The sequence below is a fragment of the Myxococcus sp. SDU36 genome (assembly GCF_030168875.1).
In the GTDB taxonomy this organism is placed as follows: Bacteria; Myxococcota; Myxococcia; order Myxococcales; family Myxococcaceae; genus Myxococcus; species Myxococcus vastator.
On sequence record NZ_CP077414.1, the window covers coordinates 8,340,501 to 8,357,836 of the forward strand.

General features: G+C 69.5%; 16 protein-coding genes. 9 read left to right on the plus strand and 7 right to left on the minus strand.

The genetic code is table 11. The annotated features are described in order from the left end of the window. The first annotated feature begins 4 nt into the window (after positions 1–4). The gene (gene gatB / locus KGD87_RS34075) at positions 5–1,444 is read left to right on the plus strand and encodes an Asp-tRNA(Asn)/Glu-tRNA(Gln) amidotransferase subunit GatB (protein ID WP_284665091.1); all 1,440 of its coding nucleotides are present in this window, start codon (positions 5–7) and stop codon (positions 1,442–1,444) included. On the opposite strand, the gene KGD87_RS34080 is transcribed toward gatB, so the two are convergent. After that, the gene (locus tag KGD87_RS34080) at positions 1,441–2,493 is read right to left on the minus strand and encodes a carbon-nitrogen hydrolase family protein (protein WP_284665092.1); all 1,053 of its coding nucleotides are present in this window, start codon (positions 2,491–2,493) and stop codon (positions 1,441–1,443) included. The genes gatB and KGD87_RS34080 overlap by 4 nt on opposite strands. Before the next feature lie 6 nt (positions 2,494–2,499). Next, entirely contained in the window at positions 2,500–3,462 is a 963-nt protein-coding gene (locus KGD87_RS34085) for an isopenicillin N synthase family dioxygenase (protein WP_284665093.1), read from the minus strand. 174 nt (positions 3,463–3,636) lie between these two features. Between KGD87_RS34085 and KGD87_RS34090 the strand changes: the two genes are divergently transcribed. Next, a complete protein-coding gene (locus KGD87_RS34090; RefSeq protein ID WP_284665094.1) occupies positions 3,637–5,706 on the plus strand; it encodes a serine/threonine-protein kinase in 2,070 nt (689 codons plus the stop codon). Between the two features lie 57 nt (positions 5,707–5,763). Here KGD87_RS34090 and KGD87_RS34095 read toward each other — a convergent pair whose 3' ends face one another. Continuing rightward, positions 5,764–6,126, minus strand: a complete 363-nt coding sequence (locus tag KGD87_RS34095; RefSeq protein WP_284665095.1) for a hypothetical protein — start codon at positions 6,124–6,126, stop codon at positions 5,764–5,766. 256 nt (positions 6,127–6,382) lie between these two features. On the opposite strand from KGD87_RS34095, the gene rplU reads away from it, so the two are divergent. The 7 genes from rplU to KGD87_RS34130 all read left to right on the plus strand — a co-directional run bounded on the left by rplU (position 6,383) and on the right by KGD87_RS34130 (position 12,578). After that, positions 6,383–6,691, plus strand: a complete 309-nt coding sequence (rplU, locus tag KGD87_RS34100) for a 50S ribosomal protein L21 (RefSeq protein ID WP_176409474.1) — start codon at positions 6,383–6,385, stop codon at positions 6,689–6,691. A 39-nt stretch (positions 6,692–6,730) separates the two neighbouring features. After that, positions 6,731–7,006, plus strand: coding sequence for a 50S ribosomal protein L27 (gene rpmA / locus KGD87_RS34105; RefSeq protein WP_043708982.1), 276 nt, complete (start codon positions 6,731–6,733; stop codon positions 7,004–7,006). A gap of 126 nt (positions 7,007–7,132) precedes the next feature. Continuing rightward, positions 7,133–8,662, plus strand: coding sequence for a GTPase ObgE (obgE, locus tag KGD87_RS34110; protein ID WP_284665096.1), 1,530 nt, complete (start codon positions 7,133–7,135; stop codon positions 8,660–8,662). A 4-nt stretch (positions 8,663–8,666) separates the two neighbouring features. Further along, positions 8,667–9,344, plus strand: a complete 678-nt coding sequence (locus KGD87_RS34115; protein WP_284665097.1) for a TrmH family RNA methyltransferase — start codon at positions 8,667–8,669, stop codon at positions 9,342–9,344. A 52-nt stretch (positions 9,345–9,396) separates the two neighbouring features. Continuing rightward, complete coding sequence (gene lolA / locus KGD87_RS34120; protein ID WP_284665098.1) at positions 9,397–10,131, plus strand: outer membrane lipoprotein periplasmic chaperone LolA; 735 nt, start codon at positions 9,397–9,399, stop codon at positions 10,129–10,131. Positions 10,132–10,141: 10 nt separating this feature from the next. Next, on the plus strand, positions 10,142–11,566 hold the full coding sequence (locus tag KGD87_RS34125) for a hypothetical protein (RefSeq protein ID WP_284665099.1): 1,425 nt from the start codon (positions 10,142–10,144) through the stop codon (positions 11,564–11,566). A 22-nt stretch (positions 11,567–11,588) separates the two neighbouring features. Next, entirely contained in the window at positions 11,589–12,578 is a 990-nt protein-coding gene (locus KGD87_RS34130) for a hypothetical protein (protein ID WP_284665100.1), read from the plus strand. Between the two features lie 30 nt (positions 12,579–12,608). On the opposite strand, the gene rimO is transcribed toward KGD87_RS34130, so the two are convergent. The 4 genes from rimO to KGD87_RS34150 are packed head-to-tail and all read right to left on the minus strand — an operon-like array spanning position 12,609 to position 17,310. Further along, entirely contained in the window at positions 12,609–14,006 is a 1,398-nt protein-coding gene (rimO, locus tag KGD87_RS34135) for a 30S ribosomal protein S12 methylthiotransferase RimO (protein ID WP_371928591.1), read from the minus strand. A 32-nt stretch (positions 14,007–14,038) separates the two neighbouring features. After that, positions 14,039–15,142 (minus strand): hypothetical protein, encoded by a 1,104-nt coding sequence (locus KGD87_RS34140; protein WP_284665101.1) that lies wholly within the window; start codon positions 15,140–15,142, stop codon positions 14,039–14,041. 8 nt (positions 15,143–15,150) lie between these two features. Continuing rightward, entirely contained in the window at positions 15,151–15,648 is a 498-nt protein-coding gene (locus tag KGD87_RS34145; protein ID WP_284665102.1) for a YajQ family cyclic di-GMP-binding protein, read from the minus strand. 21 nt (positions 15,649–15,669) lie between these two features. Next, complete coding sequence (locus tag KGD87_RS34150) at positions 15,670–17,310, minus strand: ribonuclease J (protein WP_284665103.1); 1,641 nt, start codon at positions 17,308–17,310, stop codon at positions 15,670–15,672. Positions 17,311–17,336 lie beyond the last annotated feature (26 nt).

Here is a 17,336-nt window from a genome sequence, read left to right on the forward strand (position 1 = left end):
CGCCATGCCCGTGAGCGATTTCCAGCCCGTCATCGGCCTCGAGGTCCACGCGCAGCTCCTCACGCAGTCCAAGATTTTCTGTGGCTGCTCCACCGTGTTCGGCGCCGAGCCCAACCGCAACACCTGTCCGGTGTGCCTGGGCATGCCCGGCGTGCTGCCGGTGCTCAACCAGCGCGTCGCGGAGTTCGCCGTGCGCACGGGCCTGGCGCTGGAGTGCACCATCCGCCCGACGAGCGTGTGGAGCCGGAAGAACTACTTCTATCCGGACCTGCCCAAGGGCTACCAGATTACGCAGTTCGACCAGCCCATCTGCGAGCACGGGCGGCTCGTCATCGACACGCCGCGGGGCGAGAAGGCCATCCGCATCCTCCGCATCCACATGGAGGAGGACGCGGGCAAGAGCGTGCATGACGCGGGCGGGGGGCAGAGCCTGGTGGACCTCAACCGCGCGGGCGTGCCGCTGCTCGAAATCGTCAGCGAGCCGGACCTGCGCGACGCGGACGAGGCGGTGGAGTACCTCAAGGCGATGCGGGACGTGCTCGTCTACCTGGGCGTCAATGACGGCAACCTGGAGGAGGGCAGCTTCCGCTGCGACGCCAACGTGTCGGTGATGCCCAAGGGCTCCACCACGTTCGGCCAGCGCTGCGAGCTGAAGAACCTCAACTCGTTCCGCTTCCTCAAGCAGGCCATCGAGTACGAGATTGCCCGGCAGGTGGACGTCATCGAGTCGGGCGGCAAGGTGATGCAGGAGACGCGCCTGTGGGACGTGAGCAAGGGCGTCACCCGCTCCATGCGCAGCAAGGAGGAGGCGCACGACTACCGGTACTTCCCGGAGCCGGACCTGCCGCCGCTGCGCGTGAGCGCGGAGGCCATCGACGCCGCGGCCCAGGCGCTGCCGGAGCTGCCTCGCGCGAAGCTCCAGCGCTTCACCAGCCAGTACGGACTGCCCGCGTATGACGCCCGCATCCTCACCGCCGAGCGCCCGCTGGCCGATTACTTCGAGGCCTGCGCCGGGCACTACAAGGACTACAAGAAGCTCTCCAACTGGTTCCTGGGCGAGCTGATGCGCCTCTTGAAGGAAGAGGGCGCGCCGCTGTCCGCGCTGCGCTTCACGCCGGCGCAGCTGGGGGAGCTGCTGGGCGCCGTGGACCAGGGCACGGTGTCCGCCAACGCGGGCAAGGACGTGCTCGGGGAGATGTTCCGCACGGGCAAGGCGCCCGCGGACATCATCGCGGAGAAGGGCCTGGCCCAGGTGAGCGACACCGACGCCATCGAGGCGGTGGTGGACGACATCCTCGCGAAGAACGCGGGGGAGATTGAGAAGTACCGCGCCGGCAAGAAGCAGGTGTTCGGCTTCTTCGTGGGCCAGGTGATGCGGGCCATGAAGGGCAAGGGAAACCCCGCCCTCGTCAACGAGCTGCTGAAGAAGAAGCTCGGCGACTAAGGCGTGCCTTGCTCCGGGATGGGGACGGTGGCGTGCACCACGTCCTCCTCCTGCGTCGTCTGGGCCTGGGCGAGCACTCGCACGTCGCCGGAGGCCGTGCGCTCCAGGATGTGCGAGGTGGCCGTGAAGGTGTCGCCGAACAGGCTGCCCACCTGCTGCGCGCTCACCACGTAGCGCACGTTCTGGAGGGTGCGGAGCTGCGCGGGCAGGCCTTCCTGTTGCCAGCGCTCGGCGTCAGGTCGGACCTCGCCTTGGGGAGGGGGCGCCCCCGGCCCGGTATGAATGTCGGGATGGGCGAGGATGTCCACTCGCATGGCGTCGAGATACTGCGCGCAGGGGACGAACCAGGGCTCGTCGCGGGTATGCGGCTGGGCGAAGCCGTCATAGCCGATGAGGGTCGCAAGCTTGCCGAAGGGCGTCTGGAGCACGGGCAGGTCCTCCGGGCGGCCAGGGCTGAGGTGCAGCCCGTTCTCCCAGGAAGGCACCAGGTTGGCCTTGCGCGCAGTCGCGACGCGGTTGCCCTCGGGGGAGAAGGTGTAGCTGGTGTTGTAGGTGCGCGCGCTGAAGGGCTCGAAGTGCGGCGAGCCTTCTCCCCGGCGACCGGCGGGCAGCAGCGCGCTACCGGCCACCACCCACAGACCGAAGTCCCGCGCGATGCCGGAGAAGGTGTCCCACAGTGCCCGGTGCACGAGGGGCGCCCGCGCGGCGTAGAGACACTCCGTCAGCGACGGCGGCCGGAAGTCGCCCCAGGCCTTCCATACGCCCCAGGCCTCGGCGCGGACCACGCGCTTCAGTGCACCCTGGAGAGAGGTGCTTCGGCGCACGCGGGGCACGTGGTCCAGGAAGAGCAGCGGTGCCCCCACCGACTCCGGCCACACCACGAGGGCGGGGGAGCGCGGCTGGCCTGATGCATCCCGGGCGCGCAGGGCGTCCACCTTCGCCGCCAGCGCCCGGTGTCGCGCGGCGAAGGCTGCCGGAGAGGCGTAGTCCTCCAGCGAGACGCGGGGCTGGAGGGCGAACAGTTCGACGAGGTCGGTGGTCGTGTCCAAGGCGCGTTACTTCAGCAGGCCATTCTCGCGCAGCCGCTGCTTGAGGAAGGCATCCGCGGTGATGGGCGCATGCCGCGCCGGGGTGTCCGACGTCTGGGTGCAGGGCAGGGCCTGGAGCACGCAGTCCGCGTAGGGGTGGACGAAGAAGGGCATCGAGTAGCGCACCGTGTCCTCGTCCTTGCTGCGCGGGTTCACCACCCGGTGCGTGGTGGCGGGGATGATTTCGTTCGTCACGCGGCTGAGCATGTCGCCCGAGTCGACGACAATCTGCCCACGAAGCGTGTCCACTGGCAGCCATTCCCCGTCGCGGGTGAGCAGCTCCAGGCCGGACGCGGTGCCCTCGCAGAGCAGGGTGATGAGGTTGATGTCCTCGTGCTCGGCGGCGCGCACGCCCCCGGGGATGAAGCGCTCCTTCAGCGGCGGGTAGTGGATGAGCCGCAGCACGGAGTTGCCGTCCGTGGCCATGCCGCTGAAGGTGCCGGGCGCCACGCCGAAGTACTCGGCCAGCGCCTGGAGCATGACGCCCGCCGTGCCATCCAACGCGTTGAAGAGCGACAGCGTGTGCTCGCGGAGGGTGGACACCTCGGTGGGCCACACGTTGGGGCCGTAGAGCGCGTGGTACTTGTGCTCAGACGGCAGCTCGCGGCCCACGTGCCAGAACTCCTTCAGGTCCCCCACCTGGCGGTTCTTCGCGTGCTCCTGGCCATAGCCGATGTATCCGCGCTGGCCGCCGTGCCCCGCCTGGGCGTACCGGGCCTTGGTGGCCTCGGGCAGGGCGAAGAAGCGCTCCACGTCCGTGTACGTGCGGCGGATGAGGCCGTCGTCGATGCCGTGGCCTTCCACCGTGACGAAGCCGAACTCCTTGATGCCGTCGCCGAACACCTGCACGAAGCGGGCGCGCTCCTGAGGTGTGCCCGTGCGGTAATGGGACAGGTCGACGACGGGGATGCGGCGCTGGGTTGGCGACATGGCGCCGCACTCTACCCACCGTGGTGGATTGTCGGCACGCACAGCGTCCGCCAAAGGACCCTGTTCTCCGACTGGGGCTTCGGGGGTGCGGCACCAGCGGACATCCGCCCTCATTCGCAGTGGAAGTCAGTGCTCCCGGATTCCATGTTGGGTGGGCAGGTTGGGGGGAGGCGGATGCCCGAGGTGAGCAGCGGTGGTGGGTGTGGAGTGTGTGGTCGGCGTCATGGGGCGGAGGCCTCGTGTTCGACGCTGGTGCGCGCGGACGTGGGGGCCGGTGGAGCGGCGCGGCCCAGGTGTTCCCCCGGGGTGGAGGCGCAGGACCCCTTGGTGGGCACCCGGTGCGGCAGCTTCCGGCTGGTGCGGCGCCTGGGCCGGGGCGGCATGGGGTCTGTCTATCTGGGCGAGCACGTCTCCATTGGCAGCCGGGTCGCGGTGAAGGTGCTGCACGCGCACCTGACGATGTACCCGGAGCTGGTCCAACGCTTCCATGCGGAGGCGCGGGCGGTGAACCTCATCGGCCACGAGAACATCGTCAGCATCTTCGACATGGATGCCGCGCCGCCGCGCCCCTACCTCATCATGGAGTTCCTGGATGGGTCGCCGTTGTCCGCGTGGGTGGGGACGCCCCTGGCCGCTGGCGCGGTCGTCTCGGTGCTGTCGCAGGTGTGCGACGCGCTCCAGGCCGCGCACGCGCGAGGCATCGTCCACCGCGACCTGAAGCCGGACAACATCTTCCTGGTCCGGCGCAAGCGCGACGCGCCCTTCGTGAAGGTGCTGGACTTCGGCATCGCCAAGCTGACGGACGCGCACATGCCCCAGACGCACGCGGGCATCATCGTGGGGACGCCCGAGTACATGGCCCCCGAGCAGTCCCTGGGGCGCGGCGTGGATGGCCGCGCGGACCTGTACGCGCTGGGCGTCATCGCCTACCAGCTCCTCACGGGCCGGCTCCCCTTCAACGACGAGGGTTTGGCCGCGCAGTTGGTGGCCCATCAGCTGCGGCCGCCGCCGCCGCCCAGCTCCGTGTACCCGGCCGTGTCCGCCGCGTTGGAGCACGTCATCCTGCGCACCCTGGCCAAGAAGCCCGAGGACCGATACCCCTCCATCGCGGCGTTCCGGAACGCGTTGCAGGTGTCGCTCGCCGAGCACGTGCGCGCGTCGGCGCGGAAGACGAATCCCGGAGGACTGGCGGTGCCTGAGCGTGCGTCCGCGGCGACAGGGATGTCCACCGAGGGCCAGGCGCGGGAGCGGCTTCCCGCGGACGCGAGTGCGGGGCAGGTGCCTTCCTCGCACGCGAGCACGTCCCCGAGGCGTCTGGCCCCAGCCGCACGGGGCTCTACCGTGGAAGTGCCGGTGCAGGTCGTCCTGCGCCCGGGGGAAGGTCCGGTGCGGCTCAGAGGAAGCGGCCTGTCCCGGGGGGGCTTGTTCCTCCACGGTGGGCGCGTCCTGCCGCCGCTATGTTCGCGGCTGCCCGTGGTGCTGGAGCTGGCGTCCGGGCCCCTGTCGGTCCTGTGTGAAGTGGTGCGGCTCGTTCCGCCCTCACAAGCGCGCGTCTGGGGGATGCCCACCGGCTTCGGCGTCCAGTTCGTGGAGGCCACCGCCGTGCTCAAGGCCGCGGTGGATGCGCTCCTCCAGGGCGAGCCGGTCCGTGCTGTCCCGCGAGTCCCGCCCACGGAAGACCCGGTGCTGGCGCGCCTGCTGGAGGCCTGGCGCCAGCGCTCGGCGGGAGACGCGTATGCGGTGCTGGCGCTGGAGCCGGACTCGGACATGGGCATGGTGCGCCTGCGGACCCGCGAGGCCTGGCGCTCGCTGGAGTCCCTGGAGCAGCACTCGCTGACGCCTGCCCAACGCGCGCAGGTGGATGCGTTGCGCGTGCGCGTGCGCGAGGCGGCCGAGGCGTTGGGGGCCACGGTGCAGCGTGCCCTCTACGATGCCTGGCGCGGCAATCATCGTGGGGTGGCGAAGTGCCTGGAGGCGGGGCTCACGGCCGAGCAACTGGCGTCCCTGCGGCGCGAGTTCCTGGCGCGCAGGCCCCAGGCCATGGGCACGGCGCGGATCCACTTCCAGTCCGGTGGCGCGCTGGAGCGCGACGGCCAGCTCCCCCAGGCGCTGGAGCAGTACGAACGCGGGCTGAAGCTCGCGCCGCTGGAGGTGGACATGCTCCAACGCTACCGGAGGCTCCGCCGGGTGCTGGGCGGGCGGGCGACGGCGCCAGTCGGACATGACAGAGCCCGGTCTCCTTGAACGAGGAGCCGGGCCCTGGACTACGCGATGGCGTGAGACGGGCTCACGCCGCGTCGGCTAGCCGCCGCAGGCCTCGCTGACTTCCCCGGACTCCTCGCCGCACGCCTGGAGCTCGGCCACCCAGGCCTCCTCGTTGGAGCTGCGGCACCGCGGCATGTCATTGAGGCAGTCGACCAGGCTGCGAATCTTGTCCTTGTCGGAGTCGGAGCAGCTGTCGAGCGACTCCTTGCACTCCCTGATCTCCTCATCGCCCAGCTCAAGCATCCCGATGAACTGCGCGATTTCCGGACAATCCTCGACCTTGTCGGCGAGGGAGTTATAGGCGTCCGCCGTGTCTTCGCACAGATCGCCGTCACCGCCGCAGCCGGTGCCGAAAACAAGAGAGCTGGTGGCCACGAGGCCGATCAGAAGCTTCTTCATGGTAGTTCCCCCTCAGGACGAGGTTGTCGGGCCGGCTCGCGAAAGGGCGGCCGGAAGCCCGGTTTCCGAGTTAGCATCGGCCTGGGGGTCGAGTAAACGGCCAGGGAGTGGCGCTCTGATCCTTCAACCACCTTGACTCCCCAGGGTATCTCCCGTAAATCCCGCCGCCTTTGGCGCAATTGGATGGTCCACCCGTCCGAAATGCGCGGTCGATTCCACGGGTTGACCCAACCCGACAGATGACAGGGGTTTGACGATGTACGCAGTGATTCGCACGGGCGGGAAGCAGTATCGCGTCGCCGAGGGCGATGTGGTCCGGATCGAGAAGATCGCGGGCGACGTCGGCGCCGAGGTGACCTTCACGGAGATCCTGCTGGTCGGTGGTTCGGACAGCCCGAAGGTGGGCCAGCCGACCGTCGCTGGCGCGAAGGTCGTGGGCAAGGTCCTGGCTCAGGACAAGCACCGCCGCGTCCTCCACTTCCGGAAGGAGAAGGAGGGCTGGACCCGCCGCCGCGGTCACCGTCAGCCGTACACCGAGGTGAAGGTCACCTCCATCGCCGGTTAGTCCGGGCGGTTTCACCTCAAACTTCAGGAGCAAGGTGTCATGGCTCATAAAAAAGGACAGGGTTCTTCGCGCAACGGCCGCGATTCCAACCCGCAGTATCGTGGCGTGAAGGTGTACGGCGGTGAGACGGTGTCGGCGGGCAGCATCCTCGTTCGCCAGCTGGGCACGGTCATCCACGCGGGCGCCAACGTGAAGCTCGGCCGCGACTTCACCCTCTATTCGGTGGTGGACGGCGTGGTGAAGTACGAGCGCCTGGGCCGCGACCGGAAGAAGGTTTCGGTCTACCCGGCCGCCGCTGAGCAGGCGAGCGCCTGACGGCTGGCCGGCCCTTGAGGCCGGCAACCGTGCGGCACCCACGAGCGGGTCGCTTCTCCAGTCCACGCGCCCTTCCGGCAGCGGGATGCGAGGGCGGCCCGCTCTTCGTTTATCCAGGAGTCCCAGATGAAGTTCGTCGACGAGGTCCGCATCTTCGTGAAGGCGGGGGATGGCGGCAACGGCGCTGTCTCGTTCCGGCGGGAGAAGTACATCGATCGCGGTGGCCCCAATGGCGGGGACGGCGGCAATGGCGGCTCCGTCATCTTCGTGGCGGACCCTCAGCTCACGACGCTGCTGGACTACCGCTACCAGCAGCACCACCGCGCCAAGAATGGCGAGCACGGCATGGGCAGCGACTGTAACGGTCGCGCCGCCGAGGACATGGTGCTCAAGGTGCCCGTGGGCACGCTGGTGAAGGACGCCCACACCGAGGAGCTGCTGGTCGACCTGAGCGAGGCGGGCCATCGCTGGGTGGCGGCGAAGGGCGGGCGCGGCGGCCTGGGCAACATGAACTTCGCCACCTCCACCCGGCAGGCGCCGCGCTTCGCCCAGGATGGGACGAAGGGCGAGGAGCTGACGCTCCGGCTGGAGCTGAAGCTGCTGGCGGACGTGGGGCTGCTGGGCTTCCCCAACGCGGGCAAGAGCACGTTCATCTCCCGCGTGAGCCGGGCGCGGCCCAAGGTCGCCGACTACCCCTTCACCACGCTGGTCCCCAACCTGGGCATGGTCCAGTACAAGGACGGCCTGTCCTTCGTGATGGCGGACATCCCCGGCATCATCGAAGGCGCCAGCGAGGGCGTGGGGCTGGGCCACCAGTTCCTTCGCCACGTGGAGCGGTGCAAGGTGCTGATCCACCTCATCGACATGGGGGCGGAGGGCGAGGGCCGCGCGCCACTGCATGACTTCGACGTGCTCAACACGGAGCTGGCCAGGTACAGCCCGGAGCTGGCGTCCAAGCCGCAGGTGGTGGCTGCCAACAAGTTGGACCTGCCCGACGCGCAGGCCCGGCTGGAGGGCTTCACGGAGGCGCTGCGTGCGCGCGGCATCCGTGTGTATCCCGTGTCCTGCGCCACCGGCGAGGGCATGCAGCCGCTGATGGACTCCGTGGCGGAGGTGCTGTTCACCGGGCGGACCGAGAAGCTCCACGTGGAGCTTCCCGCCAAGGCGGCTCGGGCGGGGAAGGCCAAGGCGAAGGGGGCCGAGAAGAAGGCGCCGGCTTCCAAGGCGGGGGCTGCGACCACGAAGGGCGCGGCGAAGAAGGCTCCGGCTCGCAAGGGGGGCCCTGCTTCGGCGACGAGGTCAGCCGCGGCGAAGAAGGCTCCGGCTCGCAAGGCGGGAGCTGCTGCCGCGAAGACGTCTGCCGCTGCGAAGAAGGCCGCGACGAAAAAGGCCCAGGCACGCAAGCCGGGCGCTGCTTCGGCGAAGAAGGCCGCAACGAAGAAGGCGTCGGCCCGCAAGTCGGGTACTGCGACCGTGAAGAAGGTCGCTCTCAAGAAGGCCCCCACTCGCAAGTCGGGCACCGCGGCGGTGAAGAAGTCCGCCGCGAAGAAGGCATCCGCGAGCAAGCGCGGCTTGTCGGGCAAGGCCGTCGCGAAGAAGGCATCCGCGGCCACGAAGCGTGCTCCGGCGCGCAAGTCGGGCCGCGGGAGGAGCTGAGTCCATGTCGGGTGGTGGTGAGCGCTACGAGCGCTACGAGCGGGAGCAGTTCGAGCCGGAGCAGTTCCTGCTCGACGTGCGCAAGGAGAAGATTGATCGCGTCGTCAGTCACCGGACGCGCAACTTCACGGTGGTCCTGGACCGGCTGGAGGACAGCTTCAACATGGCCGCGGTGCTGCGCACCTGCGAGTCCATGGGCGTGCAGGAAGTCCACATCGTCATCAACCCGGAAGCGCCCTTCGTTCCCAACTCGAGGGTGGCCCAGGGCTGCGACAAGTGGCTGGACGTGAAGCTGTACAAGACGTTCGCCGAGTGTCGCGACCACCTGAAGTCCCGCGGCTTCTCGCTGTACGCCTCCGCCATCCAGGAGGGGGCCACCAGCCTCTACACCCTGCGCTTCGACGGGAAGATGGCGCTGGTGTTTGGCAACGAGCGGCGCGGTGTGAGCGAGGACGTGCTGGCCGGCGTGGACGGCACGTTCTGGGTCCCCATGAAGGGCTTCAGCCAGAGCCTGAACATCTCCGCCGCGGCGTCCGCCTGCATCAGCCGGGCGATTGCCTGGCGGGACGAGCACCTGGGCCAGTCGGGAGACCTGTCTCCCGAGGATGCCCAGGCCCTGCGCGAGCGCTTCTACGTGCTGGCCATCAAACAGAGGAAGCGCCTGTTCAAGAAGGCCCCGTGAATGCCGGGGCCAAGGCCCCGTCGGGATTGTTTAGATAAATTGGAGGCTCGCCATGTTCTTCGAAGCGCTGCTCGCTACGCTCCTGTCCGCCCCTGCGACCCCCGCGGCCGCCCCGGCGAAGCCCGCTCCGACGGTCCAGGCCGCGCCCGCGGCCAGCGCGCCCGCGGCCCCTTCCGCCGCGAAGCCCATGACGCCGGAAGTGAAGTCCCTGGTGGACCGGATGCAGGCCTTCTACGAGAAGACCGGTGACTTTCGCGCGGGCTTCCGCCAGGACTACAAGTACAAGACCTTCCGGCGCACGCAGACGTCCGAGGGCACCGTCACGTACAAGAAGCCCGGCCTGATGCGCTGGGAGTACCAGAAGCCCTCGCCGCGCACCTTCGTGCTGGCGGGCAGCAAGGTGTACGCGTACGACCCGGCGGCGCAGAGCCTCACCGTGGCCAACGTGGACACCAGCCAGCTCTCCGCGTCGGTGACGTTCCTCTTCGGCCAGGGAAAGCTCGCGGACGAGTTCAACATCACCCAGGGCGCCTGCAAGGACTGCAAGGGCACGCTGCTGGTGTTGGATCCGCTGAAGAACGAGCTGCGCTTCCGCCAGGTGCGCCTGGAGGTGGACCCGTCCACGGCCCAGGTGCTGAAGAGCACGGTGGTGGACCCGGACGGCAGCGAGAACGCCATCTCCTTCCTCAACCTGAAGACGAACGTGGGCATCGACGCGGACAGCTTCAAGCTGGACGTGCCGGACGACACCCGCGTGGATGACTTCACGAAGACGAAGAAGCAGTAACCTGCGGAGCGTGCGTCGCGCGTTCCTGTTGATGGGGTGGATGGGGCTGGCCGGGACCGGGTGCCACCGGGAACCGGCCGCCAGCGTCGAACGTCCGCAAGGCTTCCATGGGCAGACGCTGCCGCTGCTGGCCTCGCCCGCGCTGCGGCTCACCGTGGCGGGCCAACTGGGGACGCGGCCGGTGCCGGTGGTGCTGGATGTGGCGCGGCCACTCTCGCTCGTGTCGCGAGGCTGCTTCGACGGCGCGCTTCCCGCCCCCGAAGGCACCATCCGCGCGCCCGAGCCCGCGGGAGGTTTCCGCTCCTGGCCCGTGGTGCCGTTGCCCGTCTTCTCCGTGGGTCCGGTGCGCTCCCCCGTGCGCACCGCGGGGTTGTCCGGCGAGAAGGTCTGCGCCGTGACGCTGGGCGCGGACGTCCTGGAGTTCTACGCGCTCACCGTGGACCCGCTGCGGCGGGAGGTGACGTTCACCACCTCTCGCCCGCGCGCGGACTACGTCGCGGAAGCGGCGGCCACGGCGGTCTCGCGCGAGGTGCACGTGGTGGACCTCAGTCGCGAGCCGCTGGGCGACTGGCCCCTGCTGGCCGCGCGGATGACGCAGGGTGAAGCGGAGCTCACGGGCCCCTTCGTCCTGGGCTCGCGCGAGCCCTTCTCTCGGGTGTCCGTGAGGCTCGCCGAGGCACAGGGCCTTCAGCCGCTCGAGACGGCCGCCAACCTGCCGCCACGAACCTTCGCGATGGATGCCGTGGAGGTGGCCGAGGGCCTGGGCGTCCGCTCGCTGGTGGTGGAGGCCGCCGGGCGCTGGGATTCGCCGAGCAGCCTGGGCCGCCTGGGGCCGGATGTCTGGGGCCGCTTCACCGCGACGCTCGACGCGAAGGGCGGGGCGCTGGTGCTGCGGCGTCCCCGGGTCCGTCCGTCAGAAGGCTCCGCCACCAGCTCTTGCGCCGCGCCCGATGGCACCTTCCGTGAGGAGGCTTGTTACGGCCTGCACGTGCGGGGTGAGCCGGATGGCAGCGTCTCCATCAGCGGCGCCGTGTACCGGGACCTGCCGGAAGGCGGGCGGCTTCACCTGGAGCCGCAGGGGCCGGATGGGCAGAAGCTGCTGAGCGGCTGCGGCGTGGGGCTGAGCTTCCCCGCCACCAGCAGGGGCCTGACGACGCAGCACCGCGTGCCCTGGCGCACCCTGGCGCAGACGCTGCCTGCCTGCCATGCGGCGCTGTCCGCCGCGCGCGGCTTCACGCTGGGCCTGTTCGAGGAGGGCCGGCAGCCCGAGTGCCCCACGGCCTGTGCCTTCGTCACGGAGACGGCCTCTCGCCGCACCGTGTGTGAGTGCCAGCCCACGCCGCTGGGCGAGGGCGTGGCCATGCCGGCGCGCGGCGCCCCCTCGCGTGAGCCCCCGCCTGAGGAGCGGGAGCTGGAGCCGGAAGACCCCCGTTAGCGGTGCCTGGACAGGGGCGGGGGTGCTGCGCTCTCCTCTGGCGCACATGCGCCCGTCTCCCACCGAGTTCGACCGTCAGTACACCGAACAGCGCCGCTCCATCGAGCTGGCCCGCCGCTACCTGGAAAAGGAGGGCGTCTCGCGGATGTATGACGCCCTCGCCAAGGAAGTGGAGCGGGGCCGGTTGTCCGTGCAGGACGCGAGTGGCGCCATCCGCTTCGGCTTGCTGGCCGTCATTGAACGTGTCGCGAAGCGGGTGGGCCACACGCGCTACGTCGACATGTTGAAGGACGAGGAGCTGCTGGCCGCGCTCCGCTCCACGCTGGACGACATCTGCCGGCGCAAGGGCGTGGACACCTTCGAGTTCCGCCAGCAGTGGGCCCACACCAACCTCCAGGCCGTGCTGCGTGACTGGCACCTGGTGGTGCACGAGGAGCGGGGCCGGCAGCGCTACGAGGTGGCGGCGGACCTGGCCCGCCGCCTGGTGAAGGAGACGCCGGGAACGGCGCTGGCGGAGACGCTGAAGCTGCCCGTGGACGCGTTCGTGCTGCTCGTGTCGCCCGAGGCGGGGCTCGTGGGCCTCGGTCCGGATGGCGCGCCCGCGCCCATCACCGAAATCTACGCCGTGGAGTCGCCCGCGCCGGAAGGCAAGGCGTGGTTCCTGTGGCTCAGCATGCGGGACGCGGGCAACCGCGCGGCCCGGGCGCTCATCAACGTCTACCTGCAGGATGGGAGGACGCTGGACGACGCCATCACCTTCACCCGGGAGCAGGGCGGGCCGCAGCAGGACGCGGGCTGGGAGGACTGCTGCCGGCTGCTCGCGGGGGTGACGCGGCACCTGGCCGAGGGGGGGCCCGTGCGCGAGGACTGGTATGACACCACGGCGCGCGAGCTCCACGAGAAGCTGGCGGCGACGCCGAAGGCGGCGAAGGCGGACCGGGAGAAGCTGCGCGAGCGCCTGCGCGCCGTCAGCCCGGGACGCACCCTGGTGCTGGAGGAGCCCTCGCGCTGAGGGCTCCCGCGGCGTCCGGGACCTTCGCGCCTACTCCGCGCGAGGGGCCGGACGCTGCAGCACCGAGACCGGCAGCGGGGCCGGGTGCGCGTCGCGCGCGGTGTGCTCGCGCTGCTTCGGGTCCGGGCGCTCCACCACGCGGGCGACCAGGTCGTAGTCGTGCGCCTCCGTCACCTCCACGGTGACGAGCTCCCCCGGGTACGCCAGGCCGTCGTTGATGTAGACCATGCCGTCGATGTCCGGCGCCTGGCCCTGGTGGCGGCCCACCAGCAGGTGCTCCGTCTCCGGCGCGGGGCCTTCCACCAGCACCTCCAGGCGCTTGCCCACGAGCTTCTTGTTCTGCTCGCGGTTGATGCGCTTCTGGATGGCCATGACCTCGCGCCAGCGGCGCTCGATGAGCTTCTGCGGCACCTTGTCCGGCAAGTCGTAGGCGGCGGTGCCCTCTTCGTCGGAGTACTGGAAGACGCCCAGGCGCTCGAAGCGCTGCGTCTTCACGAACTCCTTCAGCATCTCGAAGTCCTCTTCCGTCTCACCCGGCAGGCCGACGATGAGCGAGGTGCGCATCACCAGTCCGGGCACGCGCTCACGCAGCTTCGTCAGCAGTCCCTTGAGGAACTCCGAGTTGCGCCCGCGCTTCATGGACAAGAGCAGCTTGTCGCTGACGTGCTGCACGGGCATGTCCAGGTAGCGGGCAATCTTCGGCTCCGCGGCCATCACCTCGATGAGCTCGTCCGGGAAGATGCGCGGGTAGGCGTAGTGGAGGCGAATCCACTTCACGTCCACCTGCACCAGCGCCTTGAGCAAATCATGCAGCTTCGGGCGGCCCGGCAGGTCATGCCCATACGCCGTCAAGTCCTGCGCGACGAGGTTCAGCTCCTGCACGCCGCTGTCCGCCAACTGCTTCGCCTCGGCGACGATGTCGTCGATGGGCCGGGAGCGCTGCCCGCCGCGCAGCGTGGGGATGATGCAGAAGGCGCAGGCGTTGTCGCACCCTTCCGAAATCTTGAGGTACGCCGTGTACTTCGGCATCGAGTTGATGCGCGGCGTATTGGCGTCGTGGATGTAGTCCGGATCCGGAATCACCTGACGCGGCGAGGCCTCGGCGGCCAGCAGGTCCCCAATCTGGGCGTAGGCGCTGGTGCCCAGGAAGTGGTCGACCTCCGGCATCTCCTTCGACAGCTCCTCGCCGTAGCGCTGGGACAGGCAGCCCGTCACCACCAGCGTCTTGCAGGCGCCGGACTTCTTCAGCTCGGCCATCTCCAGGATGGAGTCCACCGACTCCTGCTTGGCGGGGCCGATGAAGGCGCACGTGTTGACGACGATGACCTGGGCGTCGGACGCCTCCTGCACCAGCGTGTAGCCGCGGTGGCGCAGCGTGCCCAGCATCACCTCGGAGTCCACCCGGTTCTTCGGGCAGCCGAGCGTCATCATGTACAGGCTCTTGGTGGTTTCCACTGCGTCTACCGCTTTCCGAGTTCGGTTCGCGAGAAGTGGGTCCCACTCCAGGCGAAGTTCATGGACGTGCCGTTCGAGTAACGGATGGACAGCACGCCCTCTTCATCCAGCTCCACCGACGACGCGCGCCCCAGCGCGCAGGTAGCGGCCGGCCACTCGAGCACCCGCCGCGCTGTCTTCCCGGTCACCAGGTAGAGGCCCAGCCGCAGCTCGTCATCGGCGTCACATTGACCGGCGACGGCATACGGATTCTTCCCGCTCACCACCGTGACGACGCGTTCGCCGTCTTCCAGGGTGAGCGTGTCCGGCACGTTCAGGTCCACGGACGAGGGAGCGACGGCGTCCGGTGCCACCAGGCCGCGCAGCGAGGCAGGGGTCAGCGCGTCGTCCGCCTGAGCCCAGGCCGGGTAGCTCATGTAGTCCCAGCCCAGCCACCCGTCCTCCCGGGGCTCGAGCGCGGTGACGTTCTCCGGCGGCTTCAGCTTGAGGCCCTTGCGAGGCTCCTCCGACAGGCGCAGCGCGTCACCCTCCATGGTACCGCTCTGGCAGTTGGAGATGGAGGTGACCTTGCCGTCCGCGCTGTCCCGGTCCTCGTAGGTGAGGCACAGGTCCATCACCAGCGGGTCCACGGCGGGGAGGCGAGGGAAGGCGCGCACCGGCACCGACGCCATCAGCAGCAGCGTGTTGCCCTGGCGCTGCACGGCGGCCGTCACCAGGTCCTGCGCGAACTGCGGCGTGCCGCTCTCCGCCCCGGACGCGCGCTTGCCGTCGAAGGCGAAGCGCCACGTGTGGCCGGTGGCGGTGGGGCCGGTGCCCGGGAAGTAGAGGGACAGCGTGAGCAAATCACCCGCCTGGAGCTGGTCGTCGGTGGCCTCCACGCCGACGTACAGCGTGTCCTTGCGCGCGCCCACCTTGGCGGTGAAGGAGGCGGTGGCGCCCTCCACGGCGACGGGCTTGAGCACCAGCGGCGACGCGAAGGTCTTGAGCCCACCCTGGATGCGCGGGGGCTTGGTGAGGGAGGGAACCGGCTTGGAAGGACGGTCCGCCTGGGCGGACGCCACGCCCGGGGCGCAGAGCAGAAGGCAGAAGGACAGGGCGGTCGCGCGCATGGGCCTCTTCAATCGCGGAAGTTGGTGAACTGCATGTCCAGCTTCAGCCGGTCCTGCTCCTTGCGGAACAGGGCCATGGCGGCCTGGAGGTCGTCCCGGTTCTTGCCCGTGACGCGGAGCTGGTCGGCCTGGATGGAGCCCTGGACCTTCATCTTGGACTCCTTCAGCAGCTTCACCAGCTCCTTGGACTTCTCCACCGGGATGCCCTGCTGGAGCTTGATGGCCTGCTTCACGTTGTGAAGGCCCGTCTTCTCGATGTCGCCGTACTCCAGCGCGAACAGGCTGATGTTCCGCTTGGCCAGCTTCATCAGGAGGACTTCCTTGGCGGCCTGGACGCGGTCTTCGCTGTTGGCCTTCACGGTGATGGCGGTATGGTCCGGGGCCAGCACCACGTCGGCATGGGCGCCCTGGAAGTCGTACCGTGTGCTGAGCTCCTTCTTGGTCTGGTTGACCGCGTTGTCGAGCTCAGCGAGGTCGATTTTCGAGACGACGTCGAAGGATGGCATGGGCAGCGGCCCTTACCATACCTACACCCGGACGACCAAGGGCACCACCAGGGGGCGCTTGGACGTGTAGGCCTTGAAGGCCCGGCGGACGGCCCGGGTGAGCTCCTCTCTCACCAGGGCGTCATCACCCCTGAGTGCGGGGGACAGTTCCTCGAAGAGCGCCCGCGCTTCCTGGGCCACCCGGGGGAGCTGGACCTGTTCGTCCGCGGACAGCCCCTGTCCGGACAACTGGGGCCCCGCCACCAGCTTCAGGGAGTCGCGTTGGATGACCACCACCGCGGCCACCAGTCCCGTCTCCGACAGCCGGATGCGCTCCTGGAGCGTGTCGGGGTTCACCCGGCCGGGGCCGAACCGGTCCTTGAGGATGCGGCCGGCTGGGACGCTGCCGGTGAAGCGCCCCCGGCCCTCCTCGAAGGTGACGACGTCGCCGTCCTGCGCCAGCAGGCACTGTGCGGGCTCCAGGCCGGCCTCGCGCGCGGTGAGCAGGTGCTTGTGCAGGTGGCGGCCCTCGCCGTGGACGGGGATGAAGTGGGCCGGACGCACCAGGTCCAGCACGCGCCGCTGCTGGGGCTGGCTGGCGTGGCCGGAGACGTGGATGCCCGGCTCCACCTGGGCGTAGGCGACCTTGGCCCCGCGCCACTGGAGCGCGTCGATGAGCGCGCCCACGGAGCGCTCGTTGCCAGGGATGGCCCGCGAGCTGAGCACCACCAGGTCGCCTGGGCTCAGCCGCAGGGGGCCCTCCCCCGCCGCGAGCTGGGACAGCCCGGCCCGCGGCTCGCCCTGGGCGCCGGTGGTCAACACCAGCACCCGCTGCGCGGGCAGCGCCGGCACCGTGTCCAGGTGGACGAAGAGCGAGTCGGGCACATCCAGGTAGCCCAGCTCCCGCGCCATCTCCACGTTGCGAATCATGCTGCGGCCCTGCAGGGCCACCTTGCGCCCCAGCCGCTCCGCCAGCGCCAGCAGGTGCCGGACGCGGTGCAGGTTGGAGGAGAACAGCGCGACGATGATGCGTCCGGTGGCGCCCTGGAAGAGGCGCTCGAAGGTCTGCTCCACCACGCGCTCGCTGCCCGTCTCCTCCGTCACCTCGGCGTTGGTGGAGTCGGAGAGGAGGCACAACACGCCTTCCTCGCCGGCCTCGCCCCAGCGCTCCAGGTCCGTGCGCAGCCCGTCGATGGGGTCCGGGTCCAGCTTGAAGTCGCCAGTGTGGACGAGGGTGCCTTCGGGCGTGCGCAGGATGTAGCCCACCGCGTCCGGCACGGTGTGCGTGACGCGGCTGGCCTCCACGCGGAAGGCCGTGCCCACGGGGAAGGGCTCGCGCGGCTCGATTTCGCGCAGGTCCGCCTCGATGCCCAGCTCCTCCAGCCGGTGGCGCGCCATGGCCAGCGTGAAGCGCGTGCCGTAGACGGGGACAGGCACCTCGTTGAGCAGGTAGGGCAGGGCGCCCAGGTGGTCTTCATGGCCGTGGGTGAGCAGCACGCCCTTGAGCTGCGCGGCGTTCTGCTTCAGGTGGCTGAAGTCCGGGATGATGATGTCCACGCCGGGCATCCCCGAAGAGGGGAACATCAGCCCGGCGTCGATGAGCAGCATCTCCCCACGGCAGGCGATGACCATGGAGTTGAGGCCGATTTCGCCCAGGCCGCCCAGGGGAATGACGTGAAGCATTGGGTGCAGTCTAACGGCGGAAAGTG

Bases quoted from the DNA above. Each gene is read 5' to 3' on its own strand.
- gatB (WP_284665091.1), top strand. From the start codon at position 5: ATGCCCGTGAGCGATTTCCAGCCCGTCATCGGCCTCGAGGTCCACGCG.
- KGD87_RS34085 (WP_284665093.1), bottom strand. From the start codon at position 3,462: ATGTCGCCAACCCAGCGCCGCATCCCCGTCGTCGACCTGTCCCATTAC.
- KGD87_RS34090 (WP_284665094.1), top strand. From the start codon at position 3,637: ATGCCCGAGGTGAGCAGCGGTGGTGGGTGTGGAGTGTGTGGTCGGCGT.
- KGD87_RS34095 (WP_284665095.1), bottom strand. From the start codon at position 6,126: ATGAAGAAGCTTCTGATCGGCCTCGTGGCCACCAGCTCTCTTGTTTTC.
- rplU (WP_176409474.1), top strand. From the start codon at position 6,383: ATGTACGCAGTGATTCGCACGGGCGGGAAGCAGTATCGCGTCGCCGAG.
- rpmA (WP_043708982.1), top strand. From the start codon at position 6,731: ATGGCTCATAAAAAAGGACAGGGTTCTTCGCGCAACGGCCGCGATTCC.
- obgE (WP_284665096.1), top strand. From the start codon at position 7,133: ATGAAGTTCGTCGACGAGGTCCGCATCTTCGTGAAGGCGGGGGATGGC.
- KGD87_RS34115 (WP_284665097.1), top strand. From the start codon at position 8,667: ATGTCGGGTGGTGGTGAGCGCTACGAGCGCTACGAGCGGGAGCAGTTC.
- lolA (WP_284665098.1), top strand. From the start codon at position 9,397: ATGTTCTTCGAAGCGCTGCTCGCTACGCTCCTGTCCGCCCCTGCGACC.
- rimO (WP_371928591.1), bottom strand. From the start codon at position 14,006: ATGACGCTCGGCTGCCCGAAGAACCGGGTGGACTCCGAGGTGATGCTG.
- KGD87_RS34140 (WP_284665101.1), bottom strand. From the start codon at position 15,142: ATGCGCGCGACCGCCCTGTCCTTCTGCCTTCTGCTCTGCGCCCCGGGC.
- KGD87_RS34145 (WP_284665102.1), bottom strand. From the start codon at position 15,648: ATGCCATCCTTCGACGTCGTCTCGAAAATCGACCTCGCTGAGCTCGAC.
- KGD87_RS34150 (WP_284665103.1), bottom strand. From the start codon at position 17,310: ATGCTTCACGTCATTCCCCTGGGCGGCCTGGGCGAAATCGGCCTCAAC.